The following is a 24,005-nucleotide window of genomic DNA, read 5'->3' on the forward strand; positions in this document are numbered from 1 at the left end:
CAAAGGCGAGCCCCTCGCTGCATGGGGTCAGCAAGGGGCTCTTGCCGACATCAAGGTGCTCCCTCCGAGTCGACGTCCCAATGTTGTCATGCCGGTGGTGAGGGTGTCAGCGGTTTGCCGGAAGGGACCTGGGGGCGCACCTCCGAACCGGCGGGCACGCTTGGGAGACACGCCCTGGAGTGCGAGGCTGGCCACATGAACGGACTCGACCTTCTCGGTCCCGACCAGCGGGGCCTCTTCATCGGTGGCGTGTGGCGCGAGGCGGAGGGCGGCAAGCGGCTCGACGTGATCGACCCCGCCGACGGCTCGGTGCTCACCGACGTCGCCGACGGCTCGGTCAACGACGCCGTCGACGCACTCGACGCCGCCGTGGCCGCGCAGTCCGCCTGGGCGAACACCCCGCCGCGAGAGCGCGGGGAGATCCTGCGCACTGCGTTCGGCCTGATCACCGACCGCGCCGACCAGTTCGCGCACCTGATGAGCCTCGAGATGGGCAAGACCGTTGCCGAGGCGCGCGGCGAGGTCGGGTACGGCGTCGAGTTCTTCCGCTGGTATGCCGAGGAGGCGGTCCGCATCCACGGCCGCTGGATGCAGGCGCCCGCCGGAGGCAGCCGGCTGCTGACCATCAAGAAGCCGGTCGGCCCGTGCCTCTTCATCACCCCCTGGAACTTCCCGCTCGCGATGGGCACCCGCAAGATCGGCCCCGCCATCGCCGCGGGCTGCACGATGGTGGTCAAGCCGGCCAGCCAGACCCCGCTGACGATGCTGGCGCTGGCCGGCGTCCTGACCGAGGCCGGCCTTCCCGAGGGTGTGCTCAACGTCGTCACCACCAGCCACACCGGGGAGTTCAGCCAGACCCTCCAGGCCGACGACCGGCTGCGCAAGGTCAGCTTCACCGGCTCGACCGGCGTCGGGAGGATCCTGGTGCGTCAGTCGGCCGACCAGCTGCAGCGGCTGAGCATGGAGCTCGGCGGCAACGCGCCGTTCATCGTCTTCGAGGATGCCGACGTCGACGCGGCCGTCGAGGGCGCGATGATCGCGAAGATGCGCAACATGGGCGAGGCGTGCACCGCTGCCAACCGCTTCCTGGTGCACCGCTCGGTGGCGCAGGAGTTCGCCGAGAAGCTCGGCGCGCGGATGGGTGGCCTCACCCTCGGCCGCGGCCAGGACGACGGCGTCGACGTCGGCCCGCTGATCGACGAGAAGGCCGTCGAGAGCGTCAGCCAGCTCGTCACCGACGCGGTCCACGACGGCGCGACGGTCGTCACCGGCGGGCAGGCCCCCGACGGTCCCGGCTACTTCTACCCGCCGACCGTGCTGCTCGACGTCCCGGTCGACTCGGAGATCAACGTGCAGGAGATCTTCGGCCCGGTCGCCCCGATCAGCACGTTCGAGTCCGAGGACGAGGCGATCCGGCAGGCCAACGACACCGAGTACGGACTGGCGTCGTACGTCTACACGCGCGACCTGGCCCGCACCATCAGGGTGGCGGAGTCGCTGGACTTCGGGATGATCGGGATCAACTCGGGCCTGATCTCCAACCCGGCGGCGCCGTTCGGCGGCGTCAAAGCGAGCGGGTTCGGTCGAGAAGGCGGCTTCGAGGGCATCGAGGAGTACCTCGAGACGACGTACGTCGCGCTGCCTGCGGGCTAGGACACGCCCGCTGCCTGCTGCACGAGCCAGACGTCCCAGCCGCGCCCGAGTGGGTCGCGGCCCCTGCCGGGCGTCTGTCCGGAGGCCCAGGCGGCGAAGGTGTCGTCCCCGCTGTGCAGCGTCAGCCAGGCCCGTTGCCGACTGCGGTCGAGCGCGATCAGCGAGTTGTGCGCCAGAGGCGCGAGGGTGCGGCCGTAGCGGGCGACCGTGAGCTGACCGAGGGTCGGCCCGGCGTCGCCGAACGCGAGGTCGAGGTCGAGGCGCACGTGGCCGGACCGACGGTCGAGCTGCCAGCCGCGCGCCCACACCGGCTGCCCCTCGACCCCGGCGTTGCGCTGCACCGCCTGGAAGAGTCCCAGATCGGCGGGTCGCACCCGACCGCCCATGGTGAAGGTCGCGGTGCCGGCCCGGAACACCCACGTCGTCCGGGCGGTCCCGTGCCCGATCCGCTGCACCTCGGCGAGGTCGTGGGCCGCGCCGCCCGCGGAGTCGACCGTGATCCTCTCACCGTCAGGCCCTGCGACGTACCCGACCGAGCCCAGCAACGCGCCGGTGAGGGTGAACCACGTGGTGAGCACTGCGTCCTCGACAGCGGGGCGCGGGAAGGCGCCGCCGATGGTCAGGGTCGACGCAGGCTCGGTCGCCGGGACGAGCGTGAGGGGGTACGCCGGGTACTTCAAGCCGTCGGCGACCTCGACGACGGCGGCAACCAGGCCGGCGAGCACCGACGGCTGGTCGACACTGTCGTCGTACGTGACCGTGATCGCCGCGGTCCGCTCGGTGCCGGGAGTCGTGACGTCGACGTCGACGACCTGGTGGAGGCGGCCGATGCGCGTCTGCACGGCGCGGGCCCCGTCGACGGCCTCGGAGCAACCGGACAGTGTCAACCCCGCCAGCATCAGGCCGAGCACGGTGATCGCAAGGGCGCGACGCACCCCCACGATCCCCATGTCGAGAATGGTCGCCTATCCGCGCAGAGGCCGGACGCGAAACGACGAGGATGGATCGCCGCCATGGATGTGTACTCGGACACCATCAGCCAGTACCTCGACTTCGTGGATCCGGCGGGGGCGTCGCCCTGCTTCGACGACTGGGCGTCGCGGGTTGCGCATGACGCCGAGCTGCTCGCCTGGCTCGACGAGCTGCCCGTGGCGAAGCGGCAGCCCAACCTGGTGTTCGCGGCCGCCCGCTGGCACGGCGTACCGGCGCCGGGTCCGTACGACGGGTTGCGATCGGCGCTGCTCGGTGACGACGGCAGGATCCGCGCCACGATCCTCGAACGCGCCACCCAGACCAACGAGGTCGGTCGGCTGGCGACCCTCCTCCCGGCGTTTGCGGCGGTGGCGGCGGGCAGTCCGATTGCGCTCATCGAGGTCGGCGCCAGCGCCGGGCTCTGCCTCTACCCCGATCGATACTCCTACTCGTGGTCGACGGACGCGGGCGTCCGGCGGGCCGGAGGCGGCCCGGAGCTGACCTGCCGGGTGCTCGGTCCGGCGCCGCTGCCCGAGCGCACCCCGACGATCGCCTAGCGCGGTGGAGTCGATCTCAGTCCCCTCGACGTGACGGACGTCGACCAGATGGCGTGGCTGGCGACGCTGGTGTGGCCCGAGCACCAGGACCGACGTGCCCGACTGTCGGCGGCGATCGAGGTCGCGCGTGCCGAACCGCCCGTGATCGTGCGCGGCGACCTCGTCGACGAGCTCCCTCGGATGGTCGACGAGGCCTCGGCGTACGCCCCGGTCGTGGTGTTCCACAGCGCCGTGATCGCCTACCTGCCCGAGGAGCGGCGCGAGGTGTTCCACGACCTGATGACCGGGCTGGTCGCCGGCGGGCGCTGCCACTGGGTGAGCAACGAGGGCCCGCGGGTGCTGGCCCGCGTGACCGCGACCGGACCGGAGCACCCTGAGGACGAGCACGGGTTCGTCCTCGCTGTCGACGGGCGCGCCGTCGGACGAACCCACGGCCACGGGCGCAGCCTGTTGTGGCACTAGCCAGCGGTGGTTGACTTCAAGTTCCCTTGAACTTGTCGGATGGGTGCATGCACGCAGTCCGACAGCACGAGTTCGGCCCACCCGATCGTCTGGCCCTCGAGGAGCGCCCCGACCTGACGCCCGCCGCGGGTCAGGTGCGCATCGCCGTGGAGGCCAGCGGGGTGCACCTGCTCGACACCACGATCCGGCGCGGTGAGCCGGGGCCGTTCCCGCCGCCTCAGCTGCCGACCATCCCTGGTCGGGAGGTCGCGGGGACCGTGGATGCGGTCGCCGAGGACGTCGACGCGTCCTGGCTCGGCAGGCGGATCGTCGCGCACCTCGGGCCGGTTCCGGGTGGGTACGCCGACCAGGCCGTCACCGGCGTCGACCTGCTCATCCAGCTGCCCGATCGCGTCGGGTTCGCGGACGCGGTTGCCGCCGTCGGCACCGGTCGCACCGCGCTCGGCGTCGTCGAGCTGGAGCCCGCCACGGCCGACGACGTCGTGCTGGTGCCGTCGGCGGCCGGCGGGCTCGGCTGGCTCCTGGTCCAGGACGCTCAGTCGCGCGGCGCGACCGTGATCGCCGCAGCCGGCGGCGCGGAGCGTACGGCGCGTCTCGCCGACCTCGCGCCCGACCAGGTCGTCGACTACAACGTCGAGGGTTGGGAGGACCAGGTCGACGGCGTGACGCTCGTGTACGACGGGGTCGGCGGCGCGGTCGGCCGGACCGCGCTGGAGCTGCTCCGCCCGGGTGGCCGCCTCGTGATGTTCGGCTTCTCGGCGGGGGAGCCGACCCGGCTCGACACCGGCGACCTGATCGGCCGGTCGATCACCGCGGGATGGAGCCTCGGCCCGCGGATGATGGCGCTGCCCGGTGGCATCCCCGGCCTGGCGGCACGCGCGCTGGACCGGGTGGCTTCCGGCGAGTGGCGGCCGCTCATCACGACGTACCCGCTCGCCGACGCGGCCCGGGCGCACGCCGATCTCGAGGGCCGCCGAGCCCTGGGCAAGGTCGTCCTGACGTCGCACCGCTGAAATCAATGGGCAGTGTCGGTCCCAACAGTCAGACTGCATCCCAGGAGGAGAGATGACCGACACGGACGTCACGCCGCAGGGCTCGCGGTTGCCGCGCGCGCTGACGCCGTTCCGGCACTCTGCCTACCGCAGGCTCGCCATCGCCCTGGTGCTGGCGACGTTCGCGGGTGGCGTGTGGGTGGTCGGTCTGGTCTGGGAGGTCATCCGGCTGGGCGGTGGGCCCGCGCAGCTGTCGTTGGTGTCGACGGCCAGCGCCGTCGGGGTGCTGCTGCCGGCGCTGCTCGGCGGCGTCGTCGCGGACCGGGTGCCACAGAAGGTGATCCTCCTCGGCGTCGCCATGACCGAGGTCGCCTGCATGGGCCTGGTCGCGGTCTTCTCCGTCACCGATCTCACCCGCCTGTGGCAGCTCGCGGTGGTGGGCTTCGCGATCGGCGCCGCAATGGCGTTCTACTACCCGGCCTACTCGGCGTGGCTGCCGGCGCTGGTGCCCGAGGAGGACCTGCTCGCGGTCAACGGCTTCGAGGGGATGATCCGCCCGACGATCGGCCAGGCGCTCGGTCCGGCCGTCGCCGGTGTCGTCGTCGGCGCCGCCTCTCCGGGCGCGGCCCTGTCGGTGGCCGCGTTGTCGTCGCTGGCCGGCCTCGTGGCGCTCGCGACGGTGCCGCTGACGCCGGTACGCCGCGACACCGACCAGCCGGCGACGTCGATGCTCCACGACCTGCGCGAAGGCTTCGGCTACATGGTGCGGACCCCGTGGCTGCTGGCCACGCTGCTCTTCGCGTCGCTGATGGTCTTCCTGATCATGGGTCCGCTCGAGGTGCTGCTTCCCTTCCTGATCAAGGACAAGCTCGGCGGCGGGCCCGGCGACCACGCGCTGGTGCTGGCGGCCTTCGGGGTCGGCGGCGCGGTCGGCTCGATGACGGTGGCCTCGCTGCGGATGCCACGGCGCTACCTGACCTGGATGAACCTGATGTGGGGCCTCGGCTGCCTCCCGTTCGCGGTGATGGGCATCGCCACTGAGATCTGGATGCTGGTCGTCGCGGCCTTCGTGCTGGGAGCGTTCTTCTCCGCACCGATGGTGATCTGGGGGACGCTTCTGCAGCGCCGGGTGCCCCCGCACCTGCTGGGCCGTGTTGCCTCGTTGGACTTCTTCGTCTCGATCAGCCTGATGCCGATCTCGATGGCCCTCGCGGGCCCGGTCTCCGAGGCGATCGGGCTGCGCACCACGTTCCTGATCGCGGGCACCCTGCCGGCGGTCGCCGCCGCCGTCGCGATCATTGCCGCGAAGCTGCCGCAGGACGAGATAGCCCACCCGCTGGACTGACGCCGACGCCCGGACGTCATACGAATCGTGGGCCAGGACCCACTGTCCGTATGACGTCCTGCGGACCCCAGCGCGCCTACAGCGAGCTCAACACGTCCTCGTTGTGCCGGTGGCCGATCGTCTCGTAGCCGACCACGGTCACCCACGGCGTCAGCGCGACGACCAGCAGCGACCAGGTCAGCGACGCGCCGGCGGCGACCATGGCGACACCCACCGCCAGCACGGCGGCCGAGCCGAGGACCAGCAGCAGGTGGAAGGGGTCGAAGGTGCGGGTCAGCAGCGCGTAGAGCGCGTAGAGCAGCCCGACGTACGCCGCCAGCGGGACGACCACCGTCAGCACGGTCTCGGTGTCGCTGAGCGCGGACTGCTCCTCGAGACGGTACGCCGCGGCGTGCAGCCCGGCGCCGACCGCGACCAGTGCGCCGAAGACCGGGATGTGCCCGTAGCCCCAGGCGAAGGAGCGCTCCCGGTGGGCGTGCAGGAGGTCGCCGCCCGGCAGCGTGAAGTAGGTCCACCACATCCCGAAGGTGACGCCGACGCCGGCGATGCCGAGTGCGGCGACGTCGACCGTCCAGCCCTCTTCGCCGATGATCGCGCTGAGCGTGGCGACGGTCCCGATCAACCCTTCGCCCAGGGCGATGATGACGAGCAGGCCGTAGCGCTCGGCGATGTGGTGCGGGTGCCACGGAGTGCCGGCCATCATCCGCTCCGCGACCAGCGGGCCGGTCGCCTCGATGAGGATCAGCAGCACGATCAGGACGAAGGTCACCGGGATCGACGTGGGCGCGAGGGCGAGCACGATCCAGCCGGCCTGGCTGATGACCAGGGTGACGATGAAGGTGCGGCAGACCGCGGTCCGCTCGGGGTCCTGTCTCGAGGCACGCCACCACTGGAGGATCATCGGCACCCGCATGACGATGTATCCGAGCACCATCACGCCGTTGTCGACGTGGTCGCCCTCGTGCAGCGACTCGAACATCTGCGGCAGGCCGAGGGCGAGGATCAGCACGCCGACCATCTGCACCATCGTCGTCAGCCGGTAGAGCCAGTCGTCCGTGTCGTACGCAGACGCGAACCAGGCGAAGTTGATCCAGGCCCAGCTCACCGCGAAGATCGCGAACGCGAAGCCGAGGACCCCTTCCCACACGTAGCCCGCGGCGAGGAAGTGCGCCAGCTCCCCGGCCGCCGTCCCGAAGGCGATCACGAACGTGAGGTCGAAGAGCAGCTCGAGCGGGGTTGCGGCGCGACCGCTCTCGTGCGGATCTCGGCCCGTCATCCGGACGACGTTGTGGGACATCCGCTCCGGCATGAAGAGAACCCTAGAGCCTCAGACCTCCGGCCCGAGTGAGGCAGCGAGGGAGTTCCGGGAGTGGATGCCGAGCTTGCGGTAGACGTGGGAGAGGTGCCACTCGACCGCCTTGACCGTCACGACGAGCCGGTCGGCGATCTCACGGTTGGTCAGTCCGGTCGCCGCCAGGCGGGCGACGCGCTGCTCGGCCGCCGTGAGCGACGCCAGGGTCTCGCCGAGCACCGGCCGCGGGTCCTCGCCCATCCTGCCGAGCAGGCGGCGGACCCGTCCGAGGAGCGGCCACAGGTTCTCGTTGCCGGCGTACGTCTCGGCACCGCGGAGCAGGTCCAGGCCCTCCGGTGCGGCACCGCGGTCGCCCGACAGCAGCAAGAGGCCGGCGAGGTCGGTCTCGATCTGTGCCTTCAGGCGCGCGGCCGGCACCCCGTCGAGCTCGTCGAGTGCCTGGCGGAGCAACGAGGCGCGGTCGGTGTGTGCGTCGACCGTTGCCAGGGTCCGGAGGCCGAGCGCGATCGGGTAGGCGACGCCGGCGGCGCCCGCGATCGTGAGGTGCTCGCGCGCGAGCGCGGTGCCCTCGACCCGGTGTCCCTGGCGTACGGCGGCGAGGGCGGCCGCCGTACGCCACGGGATCACGTCCGGGTCGTCGCCGTCCTCGAGCAGGCGCGGTATCCGGGCGAAGTGGGCGGACGCCAGGTCGATCTCGTTGACGGCGGCACACAGCTCACCGCGTCCGAAGTGGGCGGTCGCGCCGGCCGGGCCGGGGCGCTCCAGGTAGGCGCCGATCCGCTCGCCGACGTGGCGGGCCTGGGCCAGCTCGCCCCGGGCCAACCGGCAGTCGAGGGTCGCGACGAGCAGCGCGGCACGGTGCGCGTCGTCGAGCTCGCCCTCGGTGGCCTCATCGGCCTGGGTGAGGTATCCGAGCGCTGCGCCGATGGCGCCGGCGCGGAGGTTGAGGAGGCCGCGCCCGAGAAGTTCTGCCGCGTCCAGGATCGCGGCACGCTTCACAACCTCGGGGCCCGAGCTGACCTGGGGGGACGGCATGGTGCCGAGCGTAGGAACCGACGCACCCCCGCGAGGGGAAATGCAGGAAACTCTTCCCTGGATTAGTCAGGTACGCCCGAGAAATGCCAGCAGGCGGACGTCGTCGGGAGCGTCCGGTGCGACGCGGACGGGCTCCGCGAACCGCACCCCGCGATCCACCGGGGCCACCGTCAGGTGGGCGACGGGCAGCAGTGCGGCGGCCAGGTCTGCCGGGATCCGCGCCGGAGCGGTCGCCTGGCCCACGTCCCAGCCGTGGGTGGTGACCTCGAGCGCCGCCGTCGCGACCAGGAGCGGGCTCGCCAGGTCGAGGCCACCGACGAGCACGTCGCCGGGGCCGGGGCGGGCCCACGCCCCCAACAGGGCGCAGGCCTTCTCCTCGATCGCCGCGATCCGGCCCTCGGTGCCGAGGGTGAGGTGCACCATCACCTGTCCGCCTGCCGCCTCGGTGAACGCGTCGAGCGAGTCCTCCATGTGCAGCAGCAGGTCACTCAGCCGCCACTCGTCACACGGTGTGGGCCGGTCCAGCAACCCGCCCCGGACCTCCGCCAGCCGAGAGTGGGTGTATTCGAGCGCCCGGTCGAGGAGCTCGACCGAGGCGGGGAGGGTCGCCGTCACGGCGTGCTCGGCGCGGGCGAGGTGTAGTCGGCGGGCAACCTCCCCGGCAGCCCGAACTTCTCGAACAGGGACAGGTCGAAGAACGCCGTGACGTGCCGGACCCGGTCACCGTCGAGGTCGAGCACCTGCAGCTGGAACGGCACGAAGTCGCCCTGCGGGGTCCGCATGTAGAGGCCGTACGCCGGCTGCCCGTTGGCCTCGGTCGACAGCATCGGCATGTCGTGCGCGCCGCCGGGGCACTCGGTGCCGATGAGCCAGCCGATGTTGGTGGCGCCGCGGTACCAGCTGGTGAACGGCGGCATGTCCCACGTGGCCTCGGCAGTGAGCATGCCGACGATCGAGTCGATGTCCTTGCGCCAGAACGCGTCGACGTACCGCTCCAGCATCTGCTGCTGGGCCGCGGTCAGGTTGGGCTCGACGGTGTCGGCGGTCAGGCCGCGCTCGGCGAGCTGGGCGTGCGCCCGCTGGAGTGCGGAGTTGACCGCTGCCGACGAGGTGTCGAGGGCCTCCGCGACCTCGGCGGCAGACCAGCGCAGCACGTCGCGCAGGATCAGGACGGCACGCTGGCGGGCCGGCAGGTGCTGGAGGGCGGCCACGAACGCGAGCCGGATCGTGTCCCGCTCGGCGACCTCGACCGCCGCGTCGGGCACCGGCTCGAGCCAGGTGATCTCGTGGTCGAGCTCCAGGGCGTCGCCCGCCATCGCGTCGGGGGTGCCGAGCCCCGCCGGCAGCGGGCGCCGGGGTCGACTCTCCAGGTTGGTGAGGCAGACGTTGGTGGCGATCCGGTAGAGCCAGGTGCGCACCGAGGAGCGGCCCTCGAACCTGTCGGCCGCCTTCCACGCCCGCAGGAACGTCTCCTGCACCAGGTCCTCCGCCTCGTGAACGGACCCCGACATCCGGTAGCAGTGGGCGAGCAGCTCGCGCTGGTAGCGCGCGGTCAGCGTGGGGAAGTCGTCGAGCTCGGTCGGGATGGTCACGGGTTCCGCCTTCAGCGCCGTCATCGGGTCCTGCTCCTCGCGTCGTCCAGTCTGCCTCTCACTACCGACAGGCGTCGATCGCAAAAGTCATCGGTGCAGGCTCAGCGCACTGCGGCGACGATCCGCAGAGCACGCGCGGCAGCGGGTACGGCGAGGGCGCGGTCGGTCGCGATCAGCCCGACCCGGGTGCGCCGGTCGAGCAGGTCGTCGACGTCGGCGGCGCCTTCGTGGGTCACGCCGAAGATCAGCTCGGCGAGCGTCACCGGCACGCCCTCGGCGATCGGCGCGAGCAGCTCGTCGTCGCCGAGCTTGCTGACGGCTCGGGCATCGTCGAGGACCAGGCGGGCGTCGGTGCCGTAGCGGCGGACCAGCCGGGCCGGTTCCTCGAGCTCGGCAAGGCGCGGTCGTGGAGCGGCGCCGAGCAGGGGCAGCTCGGCGGTGCGGCACGGCCCGGCGTCGAACCCGGCCGCGTCGACGGCAGCGTCGACGGCGTCCTCCGCCATGCGGCGGTACGTCGTGAGCTTGCCGCCCACGATCGTGATCACGCCGGTGGTGCTGGTGAGCACGGCGTGCCGTCGGGACAGGTCGGACGTCATGCCGGACCCGTCGCCGGAGGACAGCAGTGGCCGGAGCCCGGCGTACGCCCCGATCACGTCACTGCGGTGCAGCGGCTGCGCGAACGCCGCCGACGCGACGTCGAGCAGGAAGCCGATCTCGGGCTCGGACGGCTCGGGCACGTCGGGGACCTCGCCGTCGACGGGCTCGTCGGTGAGGCCGATGTAGATCGTGCCGTCGGGCTGGGGCAGCACGTTGATGAAGCGCCCGGTGGTGCCGGGGATCGGGGCGAACACCGCGGTGTGGAGGCCCGGGATGCTCGAGCCGCGCAGGACCAGGTGGGTCCCGCGACTCGGGCGCAGCGTCACTTCGGGGACCAGGTCGCCTGCCCAGACCCCGGTGGCGTTGATGACCGTTCGCGCGGTCACGGCCGTGGTCTCGCCGGTCAGCTCGTCACGGAGCTCGACCTCGGTGCCGGAGGCGGTGAGCACACGGGCCCGGGTGCGGACGTGGGCGCCGTACGCCGCGGCAGTGCGCGCGACGTTGGCGACCAGCCGGGCGTCGTCCTCGAGCTGGCCGTCCCAGGTGACCAGCGCGCCCCGGAGCCCCGCGGTCCGGAGCGGGGCGAGCTGGAGCGCCTCGACGGCGGGGAGGCGGCGTGGGCGCGGCAGGATCGCGGAGGAGGTCCCTGCTGCCCGGCGCAGCACGTCGCCGCCGAGCAGGCCGGCGCCGGTGAGGACCGCCTGCCGGCGGCTGGTCACGGAGCCGAGCGGGATCAGCATCGACAGCGGGTGCGTGAGGTGCGGCGCCGTGCGCTCCATCAGGATGCCGCGCTCGACCGCGCTCTCGTGGGCGACGCCGAACTGGAGCTGGGCGAGGTAGCGCAGGCCGCCGTGGACCAGCTTGGAGGACCAGCGCGACGTGCCGAACGCGAGGTCGTGGGCGTCCACGGCCAGCACCGACAGGCCGCGGGTCACCGCGTCGAGGGCGACCCCGGTGCCGGTGATGCCGAGCCCGATCACCACCACGTCGACGTCGGTCGGGGCGCCGTCAAGACCGGGCGTGATCCGGGTCGCGGTGCTCATGGCTGGAGGCCCCGGGTCAACGCCCGGCGGAGCTCGGCGTCGAGGTCGTCGAGGGAGACCTCGTCGCCGATCATCGTGTGCGCCGAGAGCACGAAGCCGTGGGCGGCGAGCAGCATCGCGCGGGCCATCAGCTCTGGGTTGCCCGCGCGCACCTCGCCGGCGGCCTGGGCCTCGCGCAGCGCGGCGACGGTCAGCTCGAGGATCGCGTCCTGGGAGCGGCCGCGCCGGGAGAAGAGGTACGGGAGGATCAGCTCGGGGTCGAGGTCGACGATCCGGAGGAAGAGCTCGTTGTCACGCAGCCGCTGGACGGTGCCGATGATGTCGCCGACCAGGCGCTCGACGGTCGGGGTGTCCGGGTCCTCCTCGGCCAGCGCGTCGGCGACGACGCCGCCCCACTCGCGGGTCATCAGGTCGGAGAGCAGCTGCGGCATGTCGGCCCAGGTGCGATAGATCGTCATCCGCGAGACTCCCGCGCGGCGGGCGACCTCGGTGAGCGTCGTACGCCGCCAGCCGACGTCGAGGATGCAGTCGCGGGCCGCGTCGAGATAGACGTCGCGCGGGCTCGGCTGGTCGTCGGGGAGGTTGTGACGAAGTGACGTCATATGTCACAGTGTAACGCATGCAGGCGAAGCAGCAGAGCGAGATGCACCCGTCCCGTTGGGGCGACCCGGACCGCGCGCAGGCGCTTCCCGACACGGCCCGCGGGATGGTCGAGCTGGTCTTCGGGCTCGACGACCGCCCGGCGCTCGTCGACCCGGCCCTCACCCCGTCGGCGCTCGAGCCGGCAGTGCTCGCCGAGCTGGCCGCCGTCGTCGGACCGGACCACGTCCGCACCGACGACGAGACCCGCCGACTGCGCACCCGTGGCAAGTCGACGCCGGACCTGCTCCGGATGCGGTCCGGCGACCTGACCGACGCGCCCGACGCCGTCGTACGACCGGGCAGCCACGACGAAGTGGCCGCAGTGCTCGCCCTCGCCGGCGAGCGCCACCTCGCGGTGGTGCCCTTCGGTGGCGGTACGTCGGTCACCGGCGGGCTGGTGGCCCGTCGCGAGGGCTTCGCCGGAGTGCTCAGCCTCGACCTGGTCCGGATGAAGCGCCTGGTCGCCGTCGACCACACCTCGATGACCGCGACCCTCGAGCCCGGGCTGCGCGGCCCGGAGGCCGAGGCGCTGCTCGCGGCGGAGGGCCTGACCCTCGGCCACTATCCGCAGTCGTGGGAGTACGCCTCGATCGGGGGCTTCGCGGCCACCCGCTCCAGTGGTCAGTCGAGCGCCGGCTACGGGCGCTTCGACGCCCTGGTCGTCGGGCTCACCGTCGCCACCCCGCGGGGGAGGCTCGAGCTCGGCAGTGCTCCGGCCAATGCCGCCGGACCCGACCTGCGCCAGCTGATCCTCGGCTCCGAGGGCGCCTTCGGCGTGATCACCGACGTGACGGTCCGGGTGCGCGCGCTGCCGGAGGTCAAGGTCTACGAGGGCTGGCGCTGGCCGTCCTTCGCGGAGGGTGCCGCCGCGATGCGCACCCTCGCGCAGTCGGGCCTGCTGCCCACCGTGATCCGACTGTCCGACGAGGCGGAGACCGCCATCAACCTGGCCGACCCCGGTGCGATCGGCGGCGAGGGCGCCAGTGGCTGCTTGATGATCACCGGCTTCGAGGGGACGCCGACTGCAGTTGCCGCCGAGCGGGCAGCGGTCACCGCGGTGCTGGCCGACCTCGGCGGCGACTCCGTCGGTGAGGCCGCCGGCGAGAAGTGGTCGCACGGGCGGTTCGACGCGCCGTACCTCCGCGACTCGATGCTCGACGTCGGTGTCCTCGTCGAGACGTTGGAGACCGCGACGTTCTGGTCGAACGTGGACCGTCTGTACGCCGACGTGAAGTCGGCTCTCACCGCGTCGCTCGGCGACCCGTCGATCGTGCTCTGCCACATCTCGCACGTCTACGAGACCGGTTGCTCGCTCTACTTCACCGTCGCGGCGAAGGAGGCCGACGAGCCGCTCGCGCAGTGGCACCGCGCCAAGGTCGCCGCCAGCGACGCGATGATCGCCGCCGGTGCGACCATCACCCACCACCACGCGGTCGGCACCGACCACAAGCCGTGGCTCGCGCAGGAGATCGGGCCGGTCGGCGTCTCGGTGCTGCGCGCGGTCAAGGCAGACCTCGACCCGATGGGCATCCTCAACCCGGGAGTCCTGATCCCATGACGCGCTCCTTCACCTTCCTGGTCAACCCGACGTCGGGCGGCGGTGCCGCACCCGGCGCCGTCGTACCCGTCGCCCGCGCGCTTCGCGACGCCGGGGCGGTCGTCGATGTCACCTACTCACCGGGCCCGCAGGCGATGGCGCGCCTGGTCGGCGAGGCCGTCGACCGCGGTGACGTGGTGGTCTCGGTCGGCGGCGACGGGATGCTGTCGTCGCTCGCCGGGCTGGTCGCCGGGCGGGACGCGACGTTCGCCGTCGTCCCCGCGGGGCGGGGCAACGACTTCGCCCGGATGCTCGGCGTACCCGAGGACCCGGAGGGCCAGGCGCGCGTGCTGCTCGAGTCCGCCGTACGCCGGATCGACCTGCTCTCGGTCTCCGGTCTCGGCGCGCCCCGCATGGTGGCGGGCTCGGTCTACGCCGGCGTCGACGCCCGGGCGGCCGAGATCGTCGACGGCGCGACCTGGCTGCCGCGCTCGCTGCAGTACCAGTACGCCGCGCTCCGCGCCCTCGCGACCTACCGCCCCGGCCGCTACGTCGTGTCGGTCGACGGCGAGGCGCGGGAGTACGACGCCGCCACGGTCGTCGTCGCGAACTCGGCGTACTACGGCAAGGGCATGCAGATCGCGCCGACCGCCTCGGTCGAGGACGGCGTCCTCGATGTGATCGTGATCGAGGCGGCCTCCCGGCTGGCCCTGATGCGCTCGCTGCCCAAGGTGTACGACGGCGCGCACGTCCACCTCGACGAGGTCACCGTGCTCTCCGGAAAGCGGGTCGAGGTCACGGGCAGTGCCCGGTCACCGATCCCCGTCGGCGGCGACGGTGAGCCGCTCGGCCAGCTGCCCGCCCTCGGTGCCTCGCCCGCCGTGGTCGAGGTCGTCCCCGGCGCGCTCGCGGTCATCTGTCCCGGTGGTTGAGGTGCGAAGGCGCCCTGGCGCCTGAGCCTCGAAACCACCGAAGGACCAGACCAGCAGCTCGGTGCGGGCCGCCGCGGTGACGGCGAGCCCGGGCTGGTCGGTGATCCGGAAGGCGTCGCCGTCGTCGAGCGGCTGGGCCATCGACGAGCGCTGGAGGGCACCGCCGGCGACGAAGACGTGCTGGAGGGGTTCGTCGGGCAGCACCACGGTGTCTCCCGCCGACAACCGGGCAACCCGGAAGGTCGCGTCGCCGATCCGCACCACCTCGGTCAGCTCGCCGGGCGTGAGCGAGACCGCCGTGACGGAGTATGCCGGCGGCGTACCGATCTCCGCGGGAGCAAGCCAGGCCTGCACGAACCGGGTCGGACCCGACGGGCCGGCGATCTCGGCGTGGGTCACGCCGGAGCCGGCGGACAGCACCTGCACCTCACCGGGCCGCACCACACCCGTGTGACCCGACGAGTCGGAGTGGTGCAGCTCCCCGCTGAGCACCCACGTGACGATCTCGAGGTCGCGGTGCGGGTGGTCCTCGAAGCCGACGCCCGGGCCGAGCAGGTGGTCGTCGTGGCAGACGAGGGAGCCGAACCGGACGTTGTCCGGGTCGTAGTGCCCACCGAACGAGAACGAGTGGCGGGTGAAATAACCTTCACCCCGGGTGAGGAAGCGGCCGGTTCCACGGCGGATCTCGACGCTCACAGGCATCATTGTGCCCGTGCCCGACTCCCGCCCGACCTCGGGTCTTCCGCAGCTCCCGCCTGGCTTCCGATTCGGGACCAGCACTGCGGCGTACCAGATCGAGGGCGCCGCGACCGAGGACGGCAAAGGCCCGAGCATCTGGGACACCTTCTGCGCGCAGCCTGGGCGGATCGTGGACGGCTCGAGCGGTGCGGTCGCGTGCGACCACTTCCACCGGTACGCCGAGGACATCGCGCTGATGAAGCGGCTCGGCGTCGGTGGCTACCGGCTGTCGGTGTCGTGGCCGCGGATCCAGCCGACCGGCTCCGGGCCTGCCAACGCCAAGGGCCTCGCGTTCTACGACCGGCTGATCGACGAGCTGCTGGCCAACGACGTCCAGCCGATGGTCACGCTCTACCACTGGGACCTGCCGCAGGCGCTCGAGGACGACGGGGGCTGGCTCAACCGCGCGACCGTCGACCGGTTCGCCGAGTACGCCGCGATCCTCGGAGAGAGGTTCGCCGACCGGGTCGAGCACTGGATCCCGGTCAACGAGCCCAACGTCGTGATGACGATGGGCTACGCGAGCGGGATGCACGCTCCGGGCCGCGAGCTGATGTTCGACTCGATGCCGGTCGCCCATCACCTGCTGCTCGCCCACGGCCGGGCAGCCGTGGCGCTGCGCGCCGCCGGCGCGACCAGCGTCGGGTGTGCCAACAACCACGCGCCGATGTGGCCAGCGAGCGACGACGCCGCCGACGTCGGCGCGACCAAGCTCTTCGACGCGCTGTGGAACGGCATGTTCAGCGAGCCGATGCTGCTCGGCCGCTACCCGGCCGACCTGGCGCCGCTCTTCGAGGACATCGTCCAGGACGGCGACATGGCGACCATCCGGCAGCCGCTCGACTTCTACGGGGTCAACTACTACAACCCGTTCAAGATCGGCGCCGCAGGCGAGGACTCGGAGATGCCGTTCGAGTTCCGGGAGCTGCTCGGCTACCCGGTCACCGACTTCGGCTGGCCGGTCGTGCCCGACGCGCTGCGCGAGTGGCTGATCCTGCTGCGCGCCCGCTTCCGGGCAGCGCTGCCCCCCATCTACATCACCGAGTCCGGCTGCGCCTACAACATGGGGCCGGACGAGCACGGCGTCGTGGACGACCAGCCGCGCATCGACTACCTCGACTCCCACCTGCGCGCGGTCGCCACCGCCGTGCAGCGCGGCGTCGACGTACGCGGCTACTACACGTGGTCGATGATGGACAACTTCGAGTGGGCGGAGGGCTTCACTCAGCGCTTCGGCCTCGTGCACGTCGACTACGAGACACAGAAGCGCACGCCGAAGCGCTCGTTCCAGTGGTACGCCGACGTGATCGCCGCGCAGACGAAGTCACTGGGCTAGCGCGGCCGCGAGCCCGCCGACGATCCGCTCCAGCCGCTCCGGGCTGGTGGCGAGGTTGAGCCGCACGTGCCCGGCCAGCCCGGGCTGGTAGTCCTGTCCGGGCGCCAGACGTACGCCGTGGGCGAGCGCCGCCCCGGCCGGGTCGTCGACGCCGTACTTCCGCAGGTCGATCCAGGCGAGATACGTCGCCTCCAGCGGGCGCGTCCGTGCGCCCGGGAGCCGGGCGTCGAGAAGCTCGGCCAGCAGCGACCGCTGCGACGCCAGCCGATCCACCAGGGCGGCCAGCCAGTCGTCGCAGTCGCGCCACGCGACGACGCTCGCGATCACGCCGAGGCTCGACCAGGTGTTCTGCGCCGGGATCGGCACCACGTCCAGGCGCGCCCGGTCGGCCGGGTCGAGGACCACGAGCTGGGCGCCGTGCGTCGCGGGCATGTTGAACGCCTTCGAGGCGCTGGTGACCGCGATGCCGCGCTCGTCCACGGAGAGGTACGGCGTGAACGTCGGCCCTGCTGGATCGAGCGGGGGCAGCACCAGTGGACCGTGGATCTCGTCGGCGACCACGCGGGCGTCGTACTCATGTGCCAGCGCGGCCAGCGCGGCGAGCTCCTCGCGCCGGGGCACGTAGCCGAGCGGGTTGTGCGGGTTGCAGAGCAGCAGGGTGCGGGCACCGCCCGCGAACGCCCGCGACACCGCCGCCAGGTCGAGGCTCGCGTCGTCGGCGTCAGGGTCGAGCTCGATCGGCACGATCTCGCGGCCGCTCACCTCGACGACGTCCCGGAAGGGCGGGTAGCACGGCACCGGTACGACGACCGGACCCGGCGGGCAGAGCACCTCGAGCGCCAGCCGCATGCCACCGACGACCCCACCGGTGGCGACCGACGCGTCGGCCGGCACGTCCCAGCCCCAGTGGCGACGGGCGAACCCGGCGAAGGTCGCGCCCAGCTCCTCGCTGTGCGGCGGGTAGCCCAGCGCTCCTCGCCGTACGGCGTCGACCAGCGCCTCGGTGATCGGCTCGGCCTGCGCGAAGTCCATCTCCGCCACCCACGCCGGCACCACGCCCGCGGCCTCCCACTTGAGGGGCAGGGCGGCGCGGGCCTCGTCGTCGGTGAGATCGCGAATCACCCCGGCAACCTACCTTTGAGGCATGTGGTGGCGAGCTGGGTGTGTGGGGGTCCTGACCCTCGCCCTGATGACAGCCTGCACCGACGACGACACCGACCCTCCGGAGGCCGACTCGTCGCCGCCACCCTGGGTCACCGAGACCGTGCCCGCAACGCCGCCTACGACGCGCCCGCTGGTCTTCGCCGTCAACGCCCGTCGCCCGCCGCTCGAGCTGACCGAGCGGCAGGCGCGCCGGCTGGAGCGCGGCGAGATCACGGACTGGCGCCAGCTGGGCCAGTCGGTCGGGCGGCTGCGCACCACCGACCTCACCGACCGGCTCGACCACCTGCCGATGGACACGGTCGCGGTGGTGGCAGCCGACGCCGTCGGTCCGGCCGTGCGGGTCGCGACCGTGGGCACGGTCGACCCGCTGCGCGACCCGGCGACGTACCCGATCCAGGTCCAGGGCCCGGCGCCCGGGCTGGTCACCACGATGACCGTCGTCGGCGACATCATGCTCGGCCGCGGCGTGACCGGTCGGCCGGCGCTGGCGCCGATGTCCGACCGACTCGCGTCCGCCGACATCACCGTCGGCAACCTGGAGAGCACGCTCGCGCGGCTCGGTCCGCCGAACCCGGTCCAGGGCGACCCGTTCCACGCGCCGCCGGAGGCGCGCCGCGACCTGCGGCTGGCCGGCTTCGACGCGATCGACCTGGCCAACAACCACACCGGCGATTACGGCGACGAGTCCCTCGTGCAGACCATCGAGCTGCTGCGCGAGGGCGGCCGGCCGACGTTCGGCGCCGGTCGTGACCTCGCTGAGGCCCGGGAGCCGGTCTTGATCGAGCGGCACGGAGTGCGCTTCGGGTTCCTCGGCTTCAACGCGATCGGGGAGACCGCCGAGGCCGGCCCGGCTCAACCCGGTGCGCTGTCGGTGAGCATGCCGCCGCGGACCGGGCCGCTGGACCGCCGTGAGCTGGGCCGGGTCCTCTCCGACGTACGCCGCCTGCAGCGTCGGGCCGACGTCGTCGTGGTGATGCCGCACTGGGGGCAGCAGTACACGCACCGGCCGGAGCCGGTCCAGCACGAGGTCGCCCGGGCGCTGGTGCGAGCCGGGGCCGACCTGGTGGTCGGCGGCCACCCGCATTGGGTGCAGGGCGTCGAGGAGGTCGACGACGCCTTGGTGGTGCACTCACTGGGCAACTTCGTCTTCGACATGACCACCCCGCAGACCAACGAGGGGTTGGTGCTCGAGGCGACCTTCTGGGGCGACCGATTGATGGCGGTCGACTTCGTGCCCTATCGGATCGGCGCCGACTTCGCGCCGCGGGTGGTCGCCCGTGATGCGGCCGGGTCGATCCTCGACCCGTTCTGGGAGTTCAGCTCGCTCGCAACGCCCCGTTGATCCAGGCGATGAGCAGCCGCCCGACGCGGCGCAGCTGAGCCGGGTTGACCACGGCCGGCACGTCGGCGGCCGAGTGGTAGCCGGCGTACGGCGTGCTGCCGATCCGCGCCGCGAGGAACCCTGCGTCCGCGAACGACTCGTGGTCGCTCGCCGCGTCGATCTCGGACACGGTGCTGATGCCGACCGAGTCCGCGACGTCGGCGAGCCGGTTGCGCAGAGCGGCCGGCGTACCGTCGACCGACGACAGTGGCACCACGCTCCCGACGCCGACCCGGTCCAGCGAGACCATGGCGCGCAGGTTGGTCCCGGTCTCGCCGAGGCGCGCGACGTACGCCTTGGACCCGAAGTGGTGCAGCTCGCCGGGGCCCCGGGGCTCCTCGCCGCCGAACGCGACCAGCACGACCTGGCCGCTCCCCCCCAGCACCCGGGCGAGCTCGAGCAGCACCGAGATCCCCGAGGCGTTGTCCTCCGCGCCGGGCGCGACGGCGACCGTGTCGAGGTGCGCGCCGACCAGGACGTACGGCGCAGCCGGGTCGAAGTCGGCCGCCGTCGCGATCACGTTGCTCGACGTGCCGGCGTCGACCGGGACGCCCCACGAGTCGCCGGCCGGCACCGGGAACGACTGGCGGCGCACGGCGTACCCCTCCGCCATGAACCGCTCCTCGACGTACGCTGCCGCCCGCCGGAAGGCTGGTCCGGTCGCGAGCCGCGGGCCGATCGTGCCGGCCAGGTGACGGACCGTCCGCATCGCCCGGTCGGCCTCGAAACGCCGGGGCGGCTCGGGGGAGGGCGTCGTCTCGGGAGTGGCCGCCGGTGTGGTCGGGGTGGCGCTCGGGGTCGCGGTGAGCGTCGTGACCAGCGGGTCGTCCGGGATCCCGAGGTCCGCTCCGGAGCACCCGGTCGCGAGGGCGACGAGTGTGACGGAGGCGACGAGCCCGCGGCGCATGGTGAGACCGTAGTCCGGCGGTGCGCGGGCATCGCCTCTACGCTTCTCCCATGCGCAATCGTCGAACCCGGTGTCGAACCCTGGCCGCTGCGGCCGTCCTGCCTCTCGTCCTCGTCGCAGCTGCCTGCGCCCCGGAGTCCGACGGTGGGTCGTCCGCCACCGACCCGGCCGACTCGACCAGCCCCAGCGCCGATGCGTGCGCCACCGACACGCTCCCGCTGAAGACCGACGGCCAGCTGACCGTGGGCACCGACTCCCCGGCGTACGAGCCGTGGTTCGTCGACAACGACCCGGCCAACGGCAAGGGCTTCGAGTCCGCCGTGGCGTACGCCGTGGCCGAGCAGCTCGGCTTCAGCAAGGACCAGGTGAAGTGGATCAAGGTCCCCTTCAACACCTCCTACGCGCCCGGCGCCAAGGACTTCGACTTCGACATCAACCAGATCTCGATCACGCCGGCGCGCCAGAAGGTCGTCGACTTCTCCGACGGCTACTACTCGGCCGCCCAGGCGGTCATCGCGCTCGAGGGCACCGCGGGCGCCGAGGCGACCAGCCTCGACGACCTCAAGGGCCTGCGCCTGGGTGCCCAGACCGGCACCACCTCGCTCACCGCGATCCGCGACATCATCCAGCCCGACACGGACCCGGCCGTCTTCGAGGACACCAACGCCGCCAAGCAGGCGCTGCAGAACGACCAGGTCGACGCGGTCCTCGCGGACCTGCCCACCGCCTTCTACATCTCCGCGGTCGAGATCCCGAAGAGCACGATCGTCGGACAGTTCCAGCCGGAGACGGGCGAGCAGGAGGAGTTCGGCATGCTGTTCGAGAAGGGCAGCCAGCTGGTCCCGTGCGTGAACTCCGCGCTGGCGGCGCTGCGTGAGGACGGCACGCTCGACGGGATCGAGACGCAATGGCTCTCCGACGTCGTGGACGTACCCGTCCTCCAGTGAGCGACTGGCAGCCGAGCCCACGCGAGCTCGAACGCCGCCGGGTCCGGCAGTCGCTCGCGACCCGTTCGGTCCTGATCGCGACCGTCCTCACGGTCGCCGTCTTCGTGCTGGTCGGCGCCGTCGTCGCGTCCTCGCCGGGCTGGGACACGGTGAAGGCGACGTTCTTCGACTGGCAGATCGCCAAGGACACGTTCCCTGACATCCTCGACGGCTTCTGGCTCAACGTGAAGCTGTTCATGATCTGCGAGGTCTTCATCCTCGTGCTGGGCCTGGCCGTGGCGCTTGCGCGGGTCTCGAGGTCGCCCTGGCTGACCCCGGTGCGGATCGTGGCCATCCTCTACACCGACCTGTTCCGCGGCGTACCCACCGTCCTGCTCGTGCTGCTGCTCGGCTTCGGCGTGCCGGCCCTGCAGCTCCAGGGACTCACCAACGACCGCTACTTCTGGGCCGGCGTGGCGCTCGTGCTGTCGTACGGCGCCTACGTCGCCGAGGTGTTCCGGTCCGGCATCGACTCGATCCATCCCTCCCAGATCGCCAGCGCCCAGGCGCTCGGCCTCAGCAGGCCCCAGGCGTTGCGTCACGTCGTCGTACCGCAGGCCGTGCGCCGGGTCGTCCCGCCATTGCTCAACGACTTCATCTCGCTGCAGAAGGACACGGCTCTGATCTCGGTGGTGGGCGTCTTCGACGCGGTCTTCACGGCCCGCGACTCGACGGGCTACCTCTTCAACTACACGCCGTACGTCGTGGTCGCGGTGATGTTCATCGTCATCACCATCCCGCTGGCGCGCTTCACCGACTGGCTCGGTCGCCGGATGATGCGCCGGGAGAGGGCGGGTGCCCGATGACGGCGCTCCTGGAGGTCTCGAGCCTGCGCAAGTCGTACGGCGACCGGGTCGTCCTCGACGACGTCTCGCTCACCGTGCAGCCGCACGACGTGATCTGCCTGATCGGGTCGTCCGGCTCGGGCAAGTCCACGCTGCTGCGCTGCCTCAACCTGCTCGAGGACATCGACGACGGGGTCATCACGTTCGACGGCCGGGAGATCTCCGACCCCCGCGTCGACGCCCGCGAGGTGCGCTCGCGCATCGGGATGGTCTTCCAGGCCTACAACCTCTTCCCGCACCTGAGCGTCCTCGACAACTGCACCCTCGCCCCGCGCAAGGTCCACGGCGTACGTCGTACGGATGCCGAGGCGCGCGCCCTGTCGCTGCTGGAGAAGTTCGGCCTCGCCGACCACGCCCGCAAGCACCCCGACCAGATGTCCGGCGGCCAGCAGCAGCGCGCCGCCCTGGTCCGCGCTCTCTGCACGTCGCCCACCCTGCTGCTGCTCGACGAGATCACCGCCGCCCTCGACCCCGAGCTCGTCGGCGAGGTGCTGTCGATCGTGCGCGCCGAGGCCGAGGCCGGCATGACGATGGTGCTCGCCACCCACGAGATGGCCTTCGCCCGCGACGTCGCCACGTCCGTCTGCTTCCTCGACGAGGGTCGGATCCTCGAGCAGGGCCCGCCCGCCGAGATCTTCAGCAACCCTCGGGAAGCGCGGACGCGGGAGTTCCTGCGGCGGGTGCTGCCGGGCGGCGGTGAGTAGGCAACCGTTCTTGCGTCGTTTTGCCGGGCGGCGGTGAGTGGGCAACCGTTTTCGCGTCGTTTCGTGGACAAACGGTTGCTAGCTCACCGCTCCCCGGGGTGCTGAGCGGCGGATGCGGTCACGCCGCGGTCCGACCGCGACGGATACCGATCGGAACAACAGCTGCCACTGGGTCTCGAAGGTAGGCGGCGGCCCGTCGTATCCACCTTTGAGAAGAGTGCGATAGACCTCTCCGACCAGGATCTTCGGCCGGGCGATGCGTTCCTTGGTGACCTGCACGTACTGCTGGTCGGCAGAGCGGAACAGCGCGTATCGGTCGAGGTCGGCGTTGTACTGCAGGCGGTCCTCCTGGTGATGGCTGCCTTCGTACTCGACAACCGTCAGCCAGGCGCGATAGACGAGGTCGCCGATGAGGGTGATGTCCTCGCCGACCGGGACCGCGACATTGACCTCGGGCTTCGGGAGCCCGGCGAAGGTGAGGATCGGTCGGAGCTCGCTCTCCATCAATGATCGCGACCGCACGTCGAGGTGCTCGAGGATCCAGAGCGCCTCATCGGCACCGTGCCGCCAGAGACCCGACAACGCGAGTGCGTGAATCTCGTCAACCGTGGTGTGGCCGCCGTGGAGCAGCCAGTCCCCGACCTTGATCGCGTCGATGACCCGAGCGTGAGCGCAGTAGGAGAGGTAGGCCGCGGCGACGGTCACGCCGACCTCGTCCGTCGGCGCCAGTTGTCTGGTCCGATGCAGGAACACGCCGTCGAGGTCGAGGTGCAGGTCGCCCTGTACGACGAAGCGGATCGGCCGCCGCGGGCCGAAGTCGAGGCCGAGCTGCTGCAGGCGGGTGAGGCCGGTGAGGTGCGCAGCCGGAGGCAGGGCGAGCCGAGCGGCGGTGATCCAGTCGTCCTCGGTCATGTTGTAGGACGTGACGCGCCAGACGCAGTGATGAAGGCGAACGAACCGGCGGCCCTGGAGCATCCGAGAGGTGACGCCCGCGCGCGCCGCGTCGGCGCGGGTGAATGGTCCGTGTTGGAGCTGAGAAGGGATCGTGTGCATGCCAGCAGTGCAGGTCGAACAGGCGGCCGGCGGGTCCGCCTCGGCGTACCGATGTGGATCAGCCGGCGTCGGACGATCCCTGTGGACGCCGTCTGGCTCGGTAGAGCGGTGAGCAGGCAACCGTTTCCGAGTCGAACGACGCTCGAAATGGTTGCTGGCTCACCGCCGCCCGGCGAACAACGATCACAGGCGACCGTGACACCACTTCTGTCATGATGCG

21 protein-coding genes and 1 pseudogene are annotated in these 24,005 nt (G+C 71.8%); 11 read left to right on the forward strand and 11 right to left on the reverse strand.

What is annotated here, in order from left to right; translation table 11 throughout:
- Window positions 1-195: 195 nt before the first annotated feature.
- Complete coding sequence (locus ABEA33_RS18770; protein WP_345528455.1) at window positions 196-1,653, forward strand: NAD-dependent succinate-semialdehyde dehydrogenase; 1,458 nt, start codon at window positions 196-198, stop codon at window positions 1,651-1,653.
- On the opposite strand, the gene ABEA33_RS18775 is transcribed toward ABEA33_RS18770, so the two are convergent.
- Window positions 1,650-2,603 (reverse strand): hypothetical protein, encoded by a 954-nt coding sequence (locus ABEA33_RS18775; RefSeq protein ID WP_345528456.1) that lies wholly within the window; start codon window positions 2,601-2,603, stop codon window positions 1,650-1,652. The two genes, ABEA33_RS18770 and ABEA33_RS18775, sit on opposite strands and share 4 nt — an antisense overlap.
- A gap of 63 nt (window positions 2,604-2,666) precedes the next feature.
- On the opposite strand from ABEA33_RS18775, the pseudogene ABEA33_RS18780 reads away from it, so the two are divergent.
- The 3 genes and pseudogenes from ABEA33_RS18780 to ABEA33_RS18790 all read left to right on the forward strand — a co-directional run bounded on the left by ABEA33_RS18780 (window position 2,667) and on the right by ABEA33_RS18790 (window position 5,981).
- Window positions 2,667-3,644 (forward strand): annotated as a pseudogene (locus ABEA33_RS18780) (DUF2332 domain-containing protein).
- Window positions 3,645-3,691: 47 nt separating this feature from the next.
- Complete coding sequence (locus ABEA33_RS18785) at window positions 3,692-4,657, forward strand: zinc-binding dehydrogenase (protein ID WP_345528457.1); 966 nt, start codon at window positions 3,692-3,694, stop codon at window positions 4,655-4,657.
- A 52-nt stretch (window positions 4,658-4,709) separates the two neighbouring features.
- Window positions 4,710-5,981 carry an MFS transporter gene (locus ABEA33_RS18790; protein WP_345528458.1) on the forward strand — a complete coding sequence of 424 codons (1,272 nt, stop codon included), beginning with the start codon at window positions 4,710-4,712 and terminating at the stop codon, window positions 5,979-5,981.
- Between the two features lie 76 nt (window positions 5,982-6,057).
- Here the strand turns inward: ABEA33_RS18790 and ABEA33_RS18795 are convergent, their stop codons facing one another.
- The 6 genes from ABEA33_RS18795 to ABEA33_RS18820 all read right to left on the reverse strand — a co-directional run bounded on the left by ABEA33_RS18795 (window position 6,058) and on the right by ABEA33_RS18820 (window position 12,162).
- Window positions 6,058-7,290, reverse strand: a complete 1,233-nt coding sequence (locus tag ABEA33_RS18795) for a low temperature requirement protein A (RefSeq protein ID WP_345528459.1) — start codon at window positions 7,288-7,290, stop codon at window positions 6,058-6,060.
- 18 nt (window positions 7,291-7,308) lie between these two features.
- A complete protein-coding gene (locus tag ABEA33_RS18800; RefSeq protein ID WP_345528460.1) occupies window positions 7,309-8,328 on the reverse strand; it encodes a LuxR C-terminal-related transcriptional regulator in 1,020 nt (339 codons plus the stop codon).
- A 66-nt stretch (window positions 8,329-8,394) separates the two neighbouring features.
- Window positions 8,395-8,943, reverse strand: coding sequence for a TIGR03086 family metal-binding protein (locus ABEA33_RS18805; RefSeq protein WP_345528461.1), 549 nt, complete (start codon window positions 8,941-8,943; stop codon window positions 8,395-8,397).
- Entirely contained in the window at window positions 8,940-9,920 is a 981-nt protein-coding gene (locus tag ABEA33_RS18810) for a sigma-70 family RNA polymerase sigma factor (RefSeq protein WP_345528462.1), read from the reverse strand. Before ABEA33_RS18810 ends, ABEA33_RS18805 begins: the two co-directional genes overlap by 4 nt.
- Window positions 9,921-10,021: 101 nt before the next feature.
- Window positions 10,022-11,560, reverse strand: coding sequence for a glycerol-3-phosphate dehydrogenase/oxidase (locus ABEA33_RS18815; RefSeq protein WP_345528463.1), 1,539 nt, complete (start codon window positions 11,558-11,560; stop codon window positions 10,022-10,024).
- Complete coding sequence (locus tag ABEA33_RS18820; RefSeq protein WP_345528464.1) at window positions 11,557-12,162, reverse strand: TetR/AcrR family transcriptional regulator; 606 nt, start codon at window positions 12,160-12,162, stop codon at window positions 11,557-11,559. Before ABEA33_RS18820 ends, ABEA33_RS18815 begins: the two co-directional genes overlap by 4 nt.
- Before the next feature lie 17 nt (window positions 12,163-12,179).
- Between ABEA33_RS18820 and ABEA33_RS18825 the strand changes: the two genes are divergently transcribed.
- Entirely contained in the window at window positions 12,180-13,760 is a 1,581-nt protein-coding gene (locus tag ABEA33_RS18825) for an FAD-binding oxidoreductase (RefSeq protein WP_345528465.1), read from the forward strand.
- Window positions 13,757-14,671, forward strand: a complete 915-nt coding sequence (locus ABEA33_RS18830) for a diacylglycerol/lipid kinase family protein (RefSeq protein WP_345528466.1) — start codon at window positions 13,757-13,759, stop codon at window positions 14,669-14,671. Before ABEA33_RS18825 ends, ABEA33_RS18830 begins: the two co-directional genes overlap by 4 nt.
- Here ABEA33_RS18830 and ABEA33_RS18835 read toward each other — a convergent pair.
- The gene (locus ABEA33_RS18835) at window positions 14,552-15,367 is read right to left on the reverse strand and encodes a pirin family protein (protein WP_345528467.1); all 816 of its coding nucleotides are present in this window, start codon (window positions 15,365-15,367) and stop codon (window positions 14,552-14,554) included. The two genes, ABEA33_RS18830 and ABEA33_RS18835, sit on opposite strands and share 120 nt — an antisense overlap.
- 16 nt (window positions 15,368-15,383) lie before the next feature.
- Between ABEA33_RS18835 and ABEA33_RS18840 the strand changes: the two genes are divergently transcribed.
- A complete protein-coding gene (locus ABEA33_RS18840) occupies window positions 15,384-16,745 on the forward strand; it encodes a GH1 family beta-glucosidase (protein ID WP_345528468.1) in 1,362 nt (453 codons plus the stop codon).
- Here the strand turns inward: ABEA33_RS18840 and ABEA33_RS18845 are convergent.
- Window positions 16,734-17,867, reverse strand: coding sequence for an aminotransferase class I/II-fold pyridoxal phosphate-dependent enzyme (locus tag ABEA33_RS18845; protein WP_345528469.1), 1,134 nt, complete (start codon window positions 17,865-17,867; stop codon window positions 16,734-16,736). The genes ABEA33_RS18840 and ABEA33_RS18845 overlap by 12 nt on opposite strands.
- Window positions 17,868-17,934: 67 nt before the next feature.
- On the opposite strand from ABEA33_RS18845, the gene ABEA33_RS18850 reads away from it, so the two are divergent.
- Window positions 17,935-19,251 carry a CapA family protein gene (locus tag ABEA33_RS18850; protein ID WP_345528471.1) on the forward strand — a complete coding sequence of 439 codons (1,317 nt, stop codon included), beginning with the start codon at window positions 17,935-17,937 and terminating at the stop codon, window positions 19,249-19,251.
- Here the strand turns inward: ABEA33_RS18850 and ABEA33_RS18855 are convergent.
- The gene (locus ABEA33_RS18855) at window positions 19,226-20,197 is read right to left on the reverse strand and encodes a M28 family metallopeptidase (protein WP_345528472.1); all 972 of its coding nucleotides are present in this window, start codon (window positions 20,195-20,197) and stop codon (window positions 19,226-19,228) included. The genes ABEA33_RS18850 and ABEA33_RS18855 overlap by 26 nt on opposite strands.
- Window positions 20,198-20,247: 50 nt before the next feature.
- Between ABEA33_RS18855 and ABEA33_RS18860 the strand changes: the two genes are divergently transcribed.
- Genes ABEA33_RS18860 through ABEA33_RS18870 form a run of 3 tightly spaced genes read left to right on the forward strand, consistent with a single transcriptional unit; the run spans window position 20,248 to window position 22,732 of the window.
- A complete protein-coding gene (locus tag ABEA33_RS18860; protein WP_345528473.1) occupies window positions 20,248-21,144 on the forward strand; it encodes an ABC transporter substrate-binding protein in 897 nt (298 codons plus the stop codon).
- A complete protein-coding gene (locus ABEA33_RS18865; protein ID WP_345528474.1) occupies window positions 21,141-21,989 on the forward strand; it encodes an amino acid ABC transporter permease in 849 nt (282 codons plus the stop codon). The genes ABEA33_RS18860 and ABEA33_RS18865 overlap by 4 nt, the downstream gene beginning before the upstream one ends.
- On the forward strand, window positions 21,986-22,732 hold the full coding sequence (locus ABEA33_RS18870) for an amino acid ABC transporter ATP-binding protein (RefSeq protein ID WP_345528475.1): 747 nt from the start codon (window positions 21,986-21,988) through the stop codon (window positions 22,730-22,732). Before ABEA33_RS18865 ends, ABEA33_RS18870 begins: the two co-directional genes overlap by 4 nt.
- A 78-nt stretch (window positions 22,733-22,810) precedes the next feature.
- Here ABEA33_RS18870 and ABEA33_RS18875 read toward each other — a convergent pair whose 3' ends face one another.
- Complete coding sequence (locus ABEA33_RS18875; RefSeq protein ID WP_345528476.1) at window positions 22,811-23,785, reverse strand: hypothetical protein; 975 nt, start codon at window positions 23,783-23,785, stop codon at window positions 22,811-22,813.
- Between the last annotated feature and the right edge of the window lie 220 nt (window positions 23,786-24,005).

The sequence above is a fragment of the Nocardioides endophyticus genome, assembly GCF_039543845.1.
Lineage (GTDB): Bacteria > Actinomycetota > Actinomycetes > Propionibacteriales > Nocardioidaceae > Nocardioides > Nocardioides endophyticus.

Bases quoted from the DNA above. Each gene is read 5' to 3' on its own strand.
- ABEA33_RS18855 (WP_345528472.1), bottom strand. From the start codon at position 20,197: ATGCGCCGCGGGCTCGTCGCCTCCGTCACACTCGTCGCCCTCGCGACC.
- ABEA33_RS18770 (WP_345528455.1), top strand. From the start codon at position 196: ATGAACGGACTCGACCTTCTCGGTCCCGACCAGCGGGGCCTCTTCATC.
- ABEA33_RS18815 (WP_345528463.1), bottom strand. From the start codon at position 11,560: ATGAGCACCGCGACCCGGATCACGCCCGGTCTTGACGGCGCCCCGACC.
- ABEA33_RS18790 (WP_345528458.1), top strand. From the start codon at position 4,710: ATGACCGACACGGACGTCACGCCGCAGGGCTCGCGGTTGCCGCGCGCG.
- ABEA33_RS18870 (WP_345528475.1), top strand. From the start codon at position 21,986: ATGACGGCGCTCCTGGAGGTCTCGAGCCTGCGCAAGTCGTACGGCGAC.
- ABEA33_RS18775 (WP_345528456.1), bottom strand. From the start codon at position 2,603: ATGGGGATCGTGGGGGTGCGTCGCGCCCTTGCGATCACCGTGCTCGGC.
- ABEA33_RS18825 (WP_345528465.1), top strand. From the start codon at position 12,180: ATGCAGGCGAAGCAGCAGAGCGAGATGCACCCGTCCCGTTGGGGCGAC.
- ABEA33_RS18850 (WP_345528471.1), top strand. From the start codon at position 17,935: ATGACAGCCTGCACCGACGACGACACCGACCCTCCGGAGGCCGACTCG.
- ABEA33_RS18820 (WP_345528464.1), bottom strand. From the start codon at position 12,162: ATGACGTCACTTCGTCACAACCTCCCCGACGACCAGCCGAGCCCGCGC.
- ABEA33_RS18860 (WP_345528473.1), top strand. From the start codon at position 20,248: ATGCGCAATCGTCGAACCCGGTGTCGAACCCTGGCCGCTGCGGCCGTC.
- ABEA33_RS18875 (WP_345528476.1), bottom strand. From the start codon at position 23,785: ATGCACACGATCCCTTCTCAGCTCCAACACGGACCATTCACCCGCGCC.
- ABEA33_RS18785 (WP_345528457.1), top strand. From the start codon at position 3,692: ATGCACGCAGTCCGACAGCACGAGTTCGGCCCACCCGATCGTCTGGCC.
- ABEA33_RS18830 (WP_345528466.1), top strand. From the start codon at position 13,757: ATGACGCGCTCCTTCACCTTCCTGGTCAACCCGACGTCGGGCGGCGGT.
- ABEA33_RS18800 (WP_345528460.1), bottom strand. From the start codon at position 8,328: ATGCCGTCCCCCCAGGTCAGCTCGGGCCCCGAGGTTGTGAAGCGTGCC.
- ABEA33_RS18795 (WP_345528459.1), bottom strand. From the start codon at position 7,290: ATGCCGGAGCGGATGTCCCACAACGTCGTCCGGATGACGGGCCGAGAT.